The sequence below is a fragment of the uncultured Streptococcus sp. genome, from assembly GCF_901875575.1.
In the GTDB taxonomy this organism is placed as follows: Bacteria; Bacillota; Bacilli; order Lactobacillales; family Streptococcaceae; genus Streptococcus.
Genome location: NZ_CABFMF010000011.1, coordinates 91,972 through 106,735, shown reverse-complemented (window position 1 = coordinate 106,735; position 14,764 = coordinate 91,972). Strand labels below are relative to the sequence as shown.

The 14,764-nt window shown below is 40.9% G+C and carries 7 protein-coding genes and 1 pseudogene; 5 read left to right on the top strand and 3 right to left on the bottom strand.

What is annotated here, in order from left to right; all coding sequences use genetic code 11:
- The first annotated feature begins 36 nt into the window (after positions 1 to 36).
- The 5 genes and pseudogenes from QZ114_RS03070 to QZ114_RS03050 form a co-directional block, all read left to right on the top strand.
- Positions 37 to 2,208, top strand: coding sequence for an ABC transporter permease (locus QZ114_RS03070; protein WP_295499598.1), 2,172 nt, complete (start codon positions 37 to 39; stop codon positions 2,206 to 2,208).
- A gap of 4 nt (positions 2,209 to 2,212) precedes the next feature.
- Positions 2,213 to 2,869, top strand: a complete 657-nt coding sequence (locus QZ114_RS03065; protein WP_295499596.1) for an ATP-binding cassette domain-containing protein — start codon at positions 2,213 to 2,215, stop codon at positions 2,867 to 2,869.
- Between the two features lie 113 nt (positions 2,870 to 2,982).
- Positions 2,983 to 4,998: a bacteriocin-associated integral membrane family protein gene (locus tag QZ114_RS03060; RefSeq protein ID WP_295499594.1), complete on the top strand. Its 2,016-nt coding sequence runs from the start codon at positions 2,983 to 2,985 to the stop codon at positions 4,996 to 4,998.
- A 1-nt stretch (position 4,999) separates the two neighbouring features.
- Positions 5,000 to 5,632, top strand: a complete 633-nt coding sequence (locus QZ114_RS03055; protein WP_000571431.1) for an ABC transporter ATP-binding protein — start codon at positions 5,000 to 5,002, stop codon at positions 5,630 to 5,632.
- A gap of 140 nt (positions 5,633 to 5,772) precedes the next feature.
- A pseudogene (locus QZ114_RS03050) lies at positions 5,773 to 5,931 on the top strand (competence protein ComA); the annotation flags it as partial.
- Positions 5,932 to 6,558: 627 nt separating this feature from the next.
- Here the strand turns inward: QZ114_RS03050 and ndk are convergent.
- The 3 genes from ndk to rpoB all read right to left on the bottom strand — a co-directional run bounded on the left by ndk (position 6,559) and on the right by rpoB (position 14,632).
- Positions 6,559 to 6,972 (bottom strand): nucleoside-diphosphate kinase, encoded by a 414-nt coding sequence (gene ndk, locus QZ114_RS03045; protein ID WP_295500255.1) that lies wholly within the window; start codon positions 6,970 to 6,972, stop codon positions 6,559 to 6,561.
- 350 nt (positions 6,973 to 7,322) lie between these two features.
- Positions 7,323 to 11,000 (bottom strand): DNA-directed RNA polymerase subunit beta', encoded by a 3,678-nt coding sequence (gene rpoC / locus QZ114_RS03040; protein ID WP_295499591.1) that lies wholly within the window; start codon positions 10,998 to 11,000, stop codon positions 7,323 to 7,325.
- A 32-nt stretch (positions 11,001 to 11,032) separates the two neighbouring features.
- On the bottom strand, positions 11,033 to 14,632 hold the full coding sequence (rpoB, locus tag QZ114_RS03035) for a DNA-directed RNA polymerase subunit beta (RefSeq protein ID WP_295499589.1): 3,600 nt from the start codon (positions 14,630 to 14,632) through the stop codon (positions 11,033 to 11,035).
- Between the last annotated feature and the right edge of the window lie 132 nt (positions 14,633 to 14,764).

Genomic DNA, 14,764 nt, shown 5'->3' with positions numbered 1-14,764 from the left:
GTACCTATGACATACAAAAACATATTATTAGGTAAAATGAGATACTTAATCCTGTTTTTGATTACCATCCAGAGTGTCTTACTTGCTCTGGTAGCAATTTTTTTAGCAGGTTTACAGTATCAACAGTCATGGCAGAGTTATAATCATCATTCCGGGACCGTAACAGTTTATCTTCAGAAGTTAACAGAAGAGCAATCACAAGATGTATTTAATTATTTTTTAGAACAGAGTGACTTGTCCATATGGACAAAACGTTCTGAAAGTAGTGATACAGGAGAAGGTCTAAATAGGATTTATATAGACATCCTTGGTAGTTCTGCTGGTTTTTCAGATTTTGAAAGTACGGGTAAAATAGTTGTCTCACAACAACAATTTGCAGATTTATTATCTCATAGTGATAATAGTATGACTATTGGACTTGACAAAGGCTCAAATAATATGCTTTACGAGCTTCCAGATTTATTATTTAGCACACCTGTAGTCATTGAACGATTAGATTATACTTTCCAAAACACTAATACGATTAATGGGATATACCATATCAATGGTCTCCACGATGCTGTCTCAAGAGATAACTTTCTGTTGCATCTTTCAAAGGTGTCAGGTATTTCTGTTGAGGATTTGACAAAAGAAAGTTTTGGAAGTAGTACTGATCAGGGAATTTGGGGAATAATACTTGCTATCAGCATCTTAGTAAATGCCTTCATTTTACTGATTCTATTCTTAATCTGTGTTCTTCAATCCTTTAAACATTTCGGAACATTGATTCTTTTAGGATGGGATAGAAAAGAATTATGGTCTGCTTTTTTCAAAAATTCTCTACTATTTTCAATCTACATTATTCCAATTATCTCTTTATGTAGTTGGTTGTTGTCAGGCTGGTCTAGTTTTGGTTTATCATCGTTTATTCTAGTTTTTGCTGGAGTCAGCCTCTCAGTCTTGTTGCTACTATTGATATTCATTATTCCAACGATTATTGTTTATTCGGTTTCTCCATTAGCCGCAATTCATAAACGATTACCAATGAAGCCTTTAATGGTAACCTGCTTGTTATTCTATACCTTGGTAGCTGGTTTGTTAATCGCAGTCAGTTACTCTTTAGATGCTCCAATGAATCAGTTTATTGATAATATGAAAGTATCTAGGGAGTGGAAGAATGTTGAAGATATGTACGTTATATCCAGTTTTGTTGAGGGAGATGATGTAGGTACATATGCAGGAACTACAAATTCCCTTGAGCATACTATGTATAACTTTTACCAGCGTATATCTGAGCTTCCAGGTGTCTATATTGCCCAGGGAAAATTTCTTAATCAGGAGTCCCTTGATGCAGTCTATGGGACATACCAGCATGTCCCTAAAAAACCATTTTGGTATTTGAAATTCTCCTATAATTACCTGCAAGACCTAGGTATTCCCCTAAGTGATGAAGAGTTGCTAGAAATGAGGAATGGTACTCGACTTTATCTTCTACCTAACACGCTCAATACAGAAGAACTTGAGGTGATGAAGGCGTATTTACAGGAAAGTGTCACTGTAAAACCGGGAGATTTACAAACTAATTTCACAGAAAATCAGAAATTTATGTTCAAGGTTTACCAACCGTCTCGACCAATATTTACTTGGTCAGATTCCATTTCTTATGGTACAACTAGTGAGAATCCAGTTATTTTTGTCTCAACACCAGAGAATTTATATTTCATGGAGTCAGCAAACTTAGTTGTCAGTGGCTATAATGGTCTTTTGAAGATTCGTGATAGGGAAACGATGGAACAGGTAGTGTCCGTTCTAGAAACAGAGTTTCCAGATTTAACGGATAATTGGTTGAGTTTTACAACTGTCAAGAACTTTATCAATGGTCTTCAAAAAGATCTGAGTTATACATTTTATCTTTTCGGCACGATCATAGCGATTATCATCATTACGATGATGGCTATTTTCTGGAGTTTTGTCTTAATGTACCGCTTGTTATTTGAAGAAAAATTGTATGTTCAATACTTTATGGGATTCTCACCATGGAAAAGATATATTGGTGTGCTTTCTCTCATTATTAGTTTTTCTGTGATGGAACTAATCGTTTCTATCTTGTTGGGTTCTAAGTTGGGAATAGTCATGACACTAGCTACATTTGCTTTTCAGATAATGCTTCTTTACTTCAGTTTGTTCCGTAAAGAAGGAGAGAGTATCATACAATCATTTAAGGAGTAATCTCATGTCTAGAATTTCAGTACAAAATGTATCAAAACAATTTGGTTCAAGAGAAATTTTCAAAGACTTAAGCTTTGATATTGAGGAAAATGAATTTGTAGCTTTAGTAGGACCTTCTGGTTCTGGAAAATCGACTATTCTCAATATGATTGGACTATTGGATACTGTTAACAGTGGTAAAATCCTAATCAACGGAAAAGTTTTGCCTAAGGTAAATTCGCAATCAGCAGTTCATTATCGAAGGAATGTCATCAACTATCTTTTTCAATCCAATGCACTCATTTCTACATCTAGTGTGAAAGATAACCTGATGCTTGCCATGACTTTTTCGAATTTCTCTAGACAGGAGAAAGAGCAGAGAATCAAGGAAACGCTAGAATTTGTTGGTCTACAAAATCGGTTAAATAGTAAAATCAATGAATTATCGGGAGGTGAACAGCAGAGAATTGCGATTGTGAGAGCTATTTTAAAGCCCGGAGATATTGTCCTAGCAGATGAACCAACCGGATCGTTAGATCCTGAAATGTCTCAAAAAGCTTTCGATTTGATTCAAACTTTGAGAGATCAATTTGGTAAAACAATTTTGGTTGTTACGCATAATATGGAGCAAGCACGGCAATGTGATAGGATCATTTCACTGGAGTCGGTTCTTGTAAATTAACTCAACCATTATTAGCACTTGATACGGTTACTTCTATCAATAGTTTAGTAAGCTTGTTAGTTTATAGAGGGCAGGGGTATTTCTGCCCTCTGTTTTAGAATAAGGAATGCACTATGAAAAAATTATTTATACTCATATCCAACCTGCTTGCTAGTTTGTTCTTTGTTTGGGTATTTACCATTTGGACTGATACATATGTCTCCTATTATTACCCCAACGTTGTTGTACGTGATTCTTCCCCTGAAACAACTTTTCAGCATGTTGCTACACGCTTGGAAAAACTAGCAGAAGAAACGGATAGCTTTATTGCGATTCAACACCAGGATACTAACTCAGAAGGTACTACAGTTTTTTCTTATACGACCTTTGGGAACGGAAAGTTGCCTGATGGGCTTCAGGAAAAAAATCTAGAAGATGCTCAAAGTAGTAGTGTTGAAACAAATTATTTTGTATTCGATGGAAACCTAGATATTCACTTGCTAAGGGAGGAGCTAAGTCAACTTGGCTTGACTAACATGCACCTGACAATTCCATCTAAACTATCTACGTTAATGGCTATCTTTAGTAACGGATTTCAGTTAATCAGTCTATTGATTTTCATCTTAACCTTTGTAGCACTGACTTTAATTAGTCAAATTAGCCAATTACGGTCGTCGGGCATTCGCCTCATTTCAGGAGAGAAACGGTGGTCCATTTTCCTTAGACCAGTTGGTGAGGATTTGAAAGGGATAGCTGTTGGTTTCAGTTTAGCTGGCGTACTCGCCATTCTTATGCAAAAAATTCTGTCGCTTCCAACGCAATCCCTAATGACCATAGGAGAAGGCTTGCTCAGTTATAATCTCATCTTGTTGTCGATCTCCCTGTTTTTCGCTCAACTCTTCGCAGTTGGGATAAAAAAGATACACCTGATGCAGATTATAAAAGGGCAAGTGCCTGTCAGAGGAATCATTAGTTTGATTTTAATCGGTCAACTATTAGCGATTATTATTGTAACGCTGGGAATAGGGAGTAGCTTAAAGTATTCCCAAGCCTGGCAACAGCATCGGATTGGACAAGAGGTTTGGAGCCAGGAAAGGCAACTGATTACCCTATCAATCAGCCGTGAAGGAACGAGTCCTGGTTTTGATGAACAAGCTCAAAGGAAACTCAGAACTTGGTATCAATTGATGGATCTGGCTGTTTCAGAACAAAAGGCTTTCTTATCTAGACACCAGTTAATTGACCGTACTTTGCAAAATGGCATAGCTTCCTCCAAAAACTTTATAACCTCTACAGAATGGCACGATTACAACCCGAATGGCAATGTCCTTATCGTCACACCGCAATACTTGGAGCGTCAAAACATTCCTGTAGATACAACTATTAAGCAAAAGATGAATCACCTTGATGTAGGGGAGTTTGTCTTATTGCTACCTGAACACCTCCGTTCAGAGGAAGAACATTATAAATCTGTTTTTGAAGACGACTTAACCAGTCGCATGTCTAGTCGAGATGAACGACAGCAAATGACTGCTACGGTAGGTTATTTGGAATCAGGTCAGGATCGTTTTGTGTATAATACGACCCCTATTTCTTACCAGCAGTTTTTGAAAGATCCAATCATCATTGTTATAACACCCCAATCAACTGGTCCACAGTCCATTTTGTTTTGGGTAGACGCAGTACAGAACTACGTTCTCTTTAATCAATTGTCTGATGCCCAGGAGCTTATCCAGAGACAAGGCATTGAAAATTGGGTCTCAGAAATGCAAACAGGTTACCACAACTACATCACATTATTGGATAATATCCAGAGGGAACGTTGGGTAATGCTAGCAGGAGCTGTGCTTGGGATTGCAACTTCAATCTTGTTGTTTAACACTATGAATAGGCTCTACTTTGAAGAATTTAGACGTGCCATTTTTATCAAACGCATTGCAGGTCTCAGGTTCTTAGAAATCCATCGCACTTATCTCTTTGCTCAACTGGGTGTGTTTTTACTGGGATTTGTTGCGAGTGTATTTCTTATGGTAGAGATAGTAGTTGCTTTCTTAGTCTCGTTACTCTTTACTGGTCTATCTCTTTTACAGTTACATGTCCAAATGCAGAAAGAAAACAAGATGTCCATGCTTGTTTTGAAGGGAGGTTAATATGATTGAACTTAAACAGGTGAGTAAATCTTTTGGAGAACGAGAGTTATTTTCGAATCTTTCAATGACATTTGAGGCTGGAAAAGTCTATGCCTTAATTGGTTCAAGTGGTAGCGGAAAAACAACCTTGATGAACATGATTGGGAAATTAGAATCTTATGATGGGACGATTTTTTACCGAGGTAAAGACTTGGCCAATTATAAATCGAGTGATTTTTTCCGTCACGAATTGGGCTACCTCTTCCAGAACTTTGGCTTAATTGAAAACCAAAGTATTGAAGAAAACCTTAAGCTAGGTCTCATTGGTCAAAAGTTGAGTCGGGCGGAACGGCGGTTGAGACAGAAGCAGGCTTTAGAACAGGTCGGCCTGGATTATCTTGACCTAGATAAGCGCATCTTTGAGTTATCGGGCGGAGAATCGCAACGGGTTGCCTTGGCAAAAGTTATCTTAAAGAATCCACCCTTTATTCTGGCAGATGAGCCAACAGCTTCAATAGACCCAGCAACCTCTCAGTTGATTATGGAGATTTTGCTATCTCTTCGAGATGATAATAGGCTAATCATTATCGCAACACATAATCCGGCAATTTGGGAGATGGCTGATGAAGTGTTCACGATGGATCGTCTGAAATAAAAATCCTTGTTTTTAATTGCACGATGAGTTACTGAAATATTATCATGAATCAATAATTGGAGTTAATTTAGAATTGTACTTTATTAATATTGAGGTAACTTTTTCTTGATAAAGGAAGAAATAGTGGAGAGAAAGTTAGATTGAAAAAATTCGACAATTATATTATTGAGAAGCCTTGCGATTCTAATTTAGATAAACTGCAAAAAATCTTAATAATTGAAAGTTTGGTAGATGATATTTTGCAATTTTCTCTCAGAATCAATAATAGTGTAGGAGAGATTTTCCTCCTACAACCGTTTCAAAAGAAAACTATATTTATTTCATGTTATTTTGAGGAAGATATTGTGAAAGTCAAAGATGATTATGAAGTTGAGTAGGCTTTGTTAGAATTTCAAAAATTTAGAGCATTTTTGGCTTAGTAATCTGTGTTGAAGGCTCAAAATCTATGGTAAAAAGTAGCTTTGAAAACGTATTACCTCCAAAGATTTAGTTAAATAATGATTTAACACAAAAAGAAATTATTGAAGTTCTGGAAAGATGTTGTTTCAGTATTGAGAAAAGGTGGGAAAAACTTGCGATTTTCACAGAGAAAGGAAGAATAAATATAGAAATATAGTCAATTGAAACAAGAACAGGACAAAAGAACCTTTTGTGCCATATTTTTCTCCTTTCGCTTTACAATTGGCTTGAACACCTTTATTGTATCGCGTTTGGAGTTTTTTTGGTATAACCTTCGACGCGCACCCGCATAGCGGGTGTTTTTTTGTCTCGCACCTAACGGAGCGAGACGAACTAATAGTCACTTAATCAAAAAACGCACCATATCAAAAACTAAAAAGTTTGATATCATGCGTCATGTCTTAAACTAATTGACTATACTTTCTATGCAAATGAGCTTTTAACCAATTGATTGAGCCAATCCACTCTTAAAACCAAAGAGCAATTTCTCGCTTAGCTGACTCTTCTGAATCTGAACCATGTACAACATTTTGAATAGCTTGGTTTTTACCAGCAGCTTTTGCAAAATCACCTCGAATAGTTCCTGGTAAAGCTTCTTCTGGACGAGTTGCTCCCATCATGGTCCGCCAAGTTTCGATTACTTTGGGACCAGAAATGATACCTACAAGGATTGGTCCTGAAGTCATAAATTCACGAATCGGTGGGTAAAAACTCTGACCAACCAAGTCCTGATAGTGCTGGTCAATTAGCTCTTCTGAAACCTGTGAACGCAACTCCAATTTTTCTATTGTAAACCCACGTTGTTCGATGCGTTTTAACACTTCACCCACTAGTCCTCTTTTTACACCGTCTGGTTTAATGATAAAAAATGTTTGTTCCATCCTCGTCTCCTTTGTCAGCTTCTTTCTTTTATACTCTTCGAAAATCTCTTTAAACCACGTCAACTTCGCCTTGCCGTATGTATAGTTACTGACTTCGTCAGTTCTATCTGCAACCTCAAAACGGTGTTTTGAGCTGACTTCGTCAGTTCTATCTACAACCTCAAAACGGTGTTTTGAGCTGACTTCGTCAGTTCTATCTACAACCTCAAAGCAGTGCTTTGAGCAACCTGCGGCTAGTTTCCTAGTTTGCTCTTTGATTTTCATTGAGTATTATTTTACCACATTTCATGGAAAAATGGAGAAAGTTTTCAGAAAAGAGAAAGAGAACCCGAAGGCTCTCTCATTCTCTTTTATTCTACTGTTTCTTCCACAATTTCAACGGCAGTATCCACAACTACTTCTGTTGTTTCTTCGTTTCCTTCTTCCTCTACTGGAGGATTAAGGTATTCTTCTTCGTTGATAGCATGTGGTTCAAGGTTACGATATCGTGCCATACCAGTACCTGCTGGGATGATTTTACCGATGATAACATTCTCTTTAAGTCCAAGGAGATGATCTTTCTTACCACGGATAGCCGCATCAGTAAGGACACGAGTTGTTTCCTGGAAGGAAGCCGCTGACAAGAAACTGTTTGTTTCAAGTGAGGCTTTGGTAATTCCCATAAGGACTGGGCGACCTGTCGCTGGAACTCCACCTGCGATAAGGACATCTTTGTTAGCATCTGTAAAGTCATTGATATCCATGAGGGTACCCATGAGAAGGTCTGTGTCACCTGGATCCATGACACGTACTTTACGAATCATTTGACGAACCATTACCTCGATGTGTTTGTCACCGATTTCTACCCCTTGGCTACGGTAAACTTTTTGTACTTCACCAAGAAGATAAGTTTCAACTGATAAGACATCACGAACTGCAAGGAGACGTTTTGGTTGGATCGAACCTTCTGTAAGAGCAGCACCACGCGCTACTTGGTCACCAACTTCAACACGCATACGAGCGGTAAATGGAACAACATATTCGCCTTCGCCAGTTTCGCCCTTAACAAAGACTTTCTTAGTACGAGTTGATGCATCTTCTTCGATAGCAGTAACTTGCCCTTTAACCTCTGTGATAACCGCTTCCCCTTTAGGATTGCGGGCTTCAAAGATTTCTTGGACACGAGGAAGACCCTGAGTGATATCGGTATTTGAGGCAACCCCACCCGTGTGGAAGGTACGCATTGTAAGCTGTGTACCAGGTTCTCCGATAGATTGGGCAGCGATTGTACCAACTGCTTCACCAACTTCAACCGCATCACCAGTCGCCAAGTTGATACCGTAACAGTGACGGCAGACACCGTGACGAGTGTTACATGTAAATACGGAGCGGATAGTAACTTCTTCTACACCAGCATTGACAATTTCACGCGCCTTGTCTTCTGTGATTAACTCATTTGGACCGATGATAACTTCACCAGTTTCTGGATGTCTAACTGTTTTCTTAGTGTAACGACCATTTAGACGCTCTTCGAGGGACTCAATCATCTCTTTACCTTCTGCAATAGAACGGATCAAGAGACCACGGTCAGTTCCACAGTCATCCTCACGGATGATAACGTCTTGAGCAACGTCAACCAAACGACGAGTCAAGTAACCTGAGTCGGCTGTCTTAAGGGCCGTATCGGTCATACCTTTACGAGCACCGTGAGTTGAGAAGAACATTTCGAGTACTGACAAACCTTCGCGGAAGTTTGAAAGGATTGGCAATTCCATGATACGTCCGTTCGGAGCCGCCATCAGACCACGCATACCGGCAAGCTGTGAGAAGTTTGAGATGTTACCACGGGCTCCAGAGTCCATCATCATAACGATTGGATTCTTAGGATCTTGGTTGGCAATCAAACGTTTCTCTAGTTTTTCACGGGCAGCACGCCATTCAGCTGTAACAGCATTGTAACGCTCGTCGTCTGTAATCATACCACGACGGAATTGTTTGGTGATTTGTTCTACACGTTTGTGTGATTCTTCAATGATTTCAGCCTTATCATCAACGACTGGGATATCGGCAATCCCCACTGTCAATCCTGCAAGAGTTGAGTGGTGGTAACCAAGGTTCTTCATACGGTCAAGTAGAGCAGAAGTTTCTGTCGTACGGAAACGTTTGAAGATTTCAGCGATGATATTTCCAAGATTTTTCTTCTTGAATGGAGGGTTAAGTTCAAGATTGCTGATAGCTTCCTTGATATCTCCACCAAGTGGCAAGAAGTATTTGGCTGGAACGCCTTCTATCAAGTTGGCATTGTTTGGTTCTTGCAAGTATGGTAGCCCCTCTGGCATGATGTCATTGAAGAGGATTTTACCAACTGTTGTAAGCAAGACCTTGTGTTTTTGCTCTTCTGTCCAAGGCTTGTTGAGGCTGTCTGTTGCGATACCAACACGTGAGTGGAGGTGAACATAACCATTACGGTAAGCCATAACCGCTTCATCACGGTCCTTGAAGACCATTCCTTCACCTTCACGACCAGCTTCTTCCATGGTCAAGTAGTAGTTACCCAAAACCATGTCCTGAGATGGAGTAACAACTGGTTTACCATCTTTCGGGTTCAAGATATGCTCAGCAGCCAACATCAAGATACGAGCTTCTGCTTGGGCTTCTTCTGAAAGCGGTACGTGGATGGCCATTTGGTCTCCGTCAAAGTCGGCATTGTAGGCTTCACAGACAAGTGGGTGTAAGCGAAGGGCCTTACCATCAATCAAGACTGGCTCGAAGGCCTGGATACCCAAACGGTGAAGGGTAGGTGCGCGGTTCAAAAGTACTGGGTGTTCTTTAATCACTTCTTCAAGGATATCCCAGATACGCTCATCTCCGCGTTCCACCAAGCGTTTAGCTGCTTTGACGTTTTGCACGATATCACGCGCAACGATTTCACGCATAACGAATGGTTTAAAGAGCTCGATAGCCATTTCACGTGGCACACCACATTGGTACATCTTAAGAGTTGGACCAACGGCGATAACGGAACGTCCTGAGAAGTCAACACGTTTACCGAGCAAGTTTTGACGGAAGCGTCCTTGCTTCCCTTTAAGCATGTGGCTCAATGATTTTAGTGGACGACTACCTGGTCCTGTGATTGGACGACCACGACGACCATTATCAATCAAAGCATCAACCGCTTCTTGAAGCATACGCTTCTCATTTTGAACGATAATACCTGGTGCATTCAACTCAAGCAAGCGAGCCAAACGGTTGTTACGGTTGATAACACGGCGGTAAAGGTCGTTCAAGTCAGATGAAGCAAAACGACCACCATCCAACTGCAACATTGGGCGAAGATCTGGTGGAATAACTGGAAGGATGTTGAGAATCATCCATTCAGGTTTGTTTCCAGACTTGTAAAAGGCATCCAAAACATCCAAACGACGGATAGCTTTGACACGTTTTTGTCCAGTAGCTGTTTTCAACTCTTCTTTGAGTTCAGCAATTTCTTTTTCAAGATCTACTTGTTTTAAAAGATCTTGGATGGCTTCGGCACCCATCTTAGCAACGAATGAACCATAACCATACTCACGCAAGCGCTCACGGTATTCGCGCTCTGTCATGATAGACTTGTGCTCAAGTGGTGTATCCTTCGGATCAATGACCACATAAGCCGCAAAGTAGATAACTTCCTCGAGAGCACGAGGGCTCATATCAAGGGTCAAGCCCATACGGCTTGGAATCCCTTTGAAGTACCAGATGTGAGATACAGGAGCTTTCAACTCGATGTGCCCCATACGCTCACGACGAACTTTCGTACGCGTTACTTCAACCCCACAACGGTCACAAACAATCCCTCTGTAACGAATGCGTTTGTACTTACCACAAGCACATTCCCAGTCTTTTGTAGGACCAAAGATAACTTCATCAAAGAGTCCTTCACGTTCTGGTTTCAAGGTACGGTAATTGATTGTTTCAGGTTTTTTGACTTCTCCATAAGACCATGAACGGACTTTACTTGGAGAAGCTAGTGTAATTTGCATACTTTTAAAACGATTTACATCAACCACTATTTCTTCCCTTTCTATTCTAAGTGAACTGCTTATTCTTGTTCAGCAGCTTCTTCTGTTGCTTCCGCTTTTGCTTCTTCAGCTTCAAAGGCTGCTTTAGCTTCTTGTGCTGCTTTTTCGCGGGCTTTTTCAAGGTCATCTACGTGGATGACATCTTCGTCCATTCCTTCATCCAAGTCACGAAGTTCCACTTCTTGATCATCTTCGTCAAGAACACGCATGTCAAGACCAAGAGATTGCAATTCTTTTACAAGAACTCGGAAGGATTCTGGAACGCCTGGTTTTGGAATCGGTTTTCCTTTTGTAATAGCTTCATAAGCTTTCAAACGTCCGTTGATATCGTCAGACTTGTAAGTCAAGATTTCTTGAAGGACATTTGATGCACCGTAGGCTTCAAGAGCCCAAACCTCCATCTCACCGAAACGTTGTCCACCAAACTGGGCTTTACCTCCGAGTGGTTGTTGGGTAACGGTTGAGTAAGGTCCGACAGAACGCGCGTGCAATTTATCATCAACCATGTGGTGGAGTTTGATCATGTACATGACTCCGACAGAAACACGGTTATCAAATGGCTCACCAGTACGTCCATCGTAAAGGATTGTTTTAGCATCGCTATCCATACCTGCTTCTTTAACAGTTGACCAAAGGTCTTCAGAACTTGCTCCGTCAAAGACTGGTGTTGCGATGTGAATACCAAGAGTACGAGCCGCCATACCAAGGTGGAGCTCCATAACCTGACCGATATTCATACGTGATGGCACCCCAAGTGGGTTCAACATGATATCGACTGGAGTTCCGTCTGGAAGGTAAGGCATATCTTCTACGGGAACGATGCGAGAGACAACCCCTTTGTTTCCGTGACGTCCAGCCATCTTATCTCCGACCTTGATTTTACGTTTTTGAGCGATGTAGACGCGAACCAGCATGTTGACACCTGATTGCAACTCATCTCCATTTGCGCGTGTAAAGATTTTAACATCACGAACAACACCATCGGCACCGTGTGGTACACGAAGAGAAGTATCACGCACTTCACGAGATTTATCCCCGAAGATAGCGTGCAAGAGACGTTCTTCAGCCGAAAGGTCTTTCTCACCCTTAGGTGTTACTTTACCTACAAGGATATCGCCTTCTTTAACCTCAGCACCAATACGGATAATACCCATTTCGTCAAGATCTTTAAGGGCATCTTCACCAACGTTTGGAATTTCGCGAGTGATTTCTTCAGGCCCAAGCTTTGTATCGCGTGTTTCTGATTCGTATTCTTCAAGGTGGACAGATGTATAGACATCGTCTTTAACCAAGCGTTCGCTCATGATAACGGCATCCTCGAAGTTGTAACCTTCCCAAGTCATGTAGGCAACGATTGGGTTTTGTCCAAGCGCCATTTCTCCATTTTCCATAGAAGGTCCGTCAGCGATAAAATCACCTTTTTCAACGACATCACCAACTTTAACAAGCGTACGTTGGTTGTAAGCCGTACCTGAGTTTGAACGACGGAATTTTTGGATGTGGTAAACGTCCAATGAACCATCTTCACGACGAACTTCTACCTTGTCAGCATCTGCATAGGTAACTTTACCGTCATACTGAGCAATCACAGCAGCTCCCGAATCATGGGCTGCTTGGTATTCCATACCAGTACCAACGTAAGGTGCTTTTGGATTAATCAATGGCACAGCCTGACGTTGCATGTTGGCTCCCATGAGGGCACGGTTGGAGTCATCGTTTTCCAAGAAAGGAATACATGCTGTCGCAACGGCAACTACCTGTTTTGGTGATACGTCCATGTAGTCAACAACATTCGCCGGATACTCTTGGTTGACCCCTTGGTGACGTCCCATAACGACTTTCTCAGCAAATGTTCCATCTTCATTCAGACGAGAATTAGCCTGTGCTACAGTAAATTCATCTTCTTCATCGGCTGTCAACCAAACGATTTCGTTCGTGACAACACCTGTTTCACGGTCAACTTTACGGTATGGTGTTTGAACAAAACCATATTTGTTCAAGTGCCCGTAAGATGACAAGTTGTTAATCAAACCGATGTTAGGTCCTTCAGGTGTCTCGATTGGACACATACGTCCGTAGTGAGTGTAGTGCACGTCACGCACTTCATATCCAGCGCGGTCACGTGTCAAACCGCCAGGCCCTAAGGCTGACAAACGGCGTTTGTGTGACAACTCAGAAAGTGGGTTGTGTTGGTCCATGAACTGTGACAACTGTGATGAACCAAAGAATTCTTTAACCGCAGCTGTTACAGGACGGATATTAATGATTTGTTGTGGTGTCAAGACTTCGTTGTCCTGAACAGACATACGTTCACGGACATTACGTTCCATACGAGAAAGTCCAAGACGTACTTGGTTGGCAAGCAATTCACCAACCGCACGGATACGACGGTTACCAAGGTGGTCAATATCATCTACACGGCCAATTCCTTCAGCTAAGTTGAGGAAGTAACTCATTTCAGCAAGAATATCTGCAGGTGTTACGATACGAACCTTATCATCTGGATTTGCATTACCAATGATAGTAACTACACGGTCAGGATCAGTTGGCGCAACAACCTTAAATTTTTGCAGAACAACTGGTTCAGTCACTACCGCTGCATCATTCGGAATGTAAACAATCTTGTTCAAATCGCCATCCAAATGACTTTCAATTCTCTCAATGACATTACGAGTCATAACAGTTCCAGCTTCCACCAAGATTTCACCAGTCTCAGCATCTACCAACGGCTCAGCAATCGTTTGGTTAAGTAAACGTGTTTTAATATTGAGTTTTTTATTAATTTTATAGCGCCCAACAGCTGCTAAATCATAGCGACGTGGGTCAAAGAAGCGAGCTACAAGCAAGCTACGTGAGCTTTCAGCAGTCTTAGGCTCACCTGGACGAAGGCGTTCGTAAATTTCTTTCAAGGCTTCGTCTGTACGAGAATCCATTGGATTCTTGTGGATGTCTTTTTCAACAGTATTGCGAACCAATTCGCTATCACCAAAGATATCAAAGATTTCATCATCACCAGAAAAACCAAGTGCACGAACCAAGGTTGTAAATGGAATTTTACGCGTACGATCAATACGAGTGTAGGCGATATCTTTTGAGTCGCTTTCAAGTTCCAACCAGGCTCCACGGTTAGGGATAACAGTCGAACCGTACCCCACCTTACCATTTTTGTCTACCTTGTCATTAAAGTACACACCTGGAGAGCGGACCAACTGAGATACGATGATACGCTCACCACCATTGATGATGAAAGTCCCCATTTCTGTCATGATTGGGAAATCACCAAAGAAAACTTCTTGAGTCTTGATTTCGCCTGTTTCTTTATTGATCAAGCGGAAGGTTACAAAAATTGGTGCTGAGTAGCTAGCATCATGGATACGAGCTTCTTCTAGCGTATATTTTGGTTCCTTGATTTCATAGCCAACAAATTCCAACTCCATTGTGTCTGTGAAGTTTGAAATTGGCAATACATCTTCAAATACTTCCTTAAGACCGTGGTCTAGGAAAGCTTTGAATGAGTCAGTTTGAATTTCAATCAAATTTGGTAAATCAAGAACTTCTTTAATTCTTGAAAAACTACGACGGGTACGATGTTTCCCATATTGAACGTCATGTCCTGCCAAGATGATTCTCCTTTGTAAATAAAGTTCCAAGCCTCGTCGATTAGGCTATTGATTATCGTAATTGGGCCGTAAACCCCCTATCATCATGTCCCTTTGGTGAATTTTCAGAATCTTTAAATCTTTATTACAAAT

Excerpts from the sequence above, each read along its gene's own strand:
- QZ114_RS03065 (WP_295499596.1), top strand. The coding sequence starts at position 2,213 with ATGTCTAGAATTTCAGTACAAAATGTATCAAAACAATTTGGTTCAAGA.
- QZ114_RS03060 (WP_295499594.1), top strand. The coding sequence starts at position 2,983 with ATGAAAAAATTATTTATACTCATATCCAACCTGCTTGCTAGTTTGTTC.
- QZ114_RS03070 (WP_295499598.1), top strand. The coding sequence starts at position 37 with ATGAGATACTTAATCCTGTTTTTGATTACCATCCAGAGTGTCTTACTT.
- ndk (WP_295500255.1), bottom strand. The coding sequence starts at position 6,972 with ATGGAACAAACATTTTTTATCATTAAACCAGACGGTGTAAAAAGAGGA.
- QZ114_RS03055 (WP_000571431.1), top strand. The coding sequence starts at position 5,000 with ATGATTGAACTTAAACAGGTGAGTAAATCTTTTGGAGAACGAGAGTTA.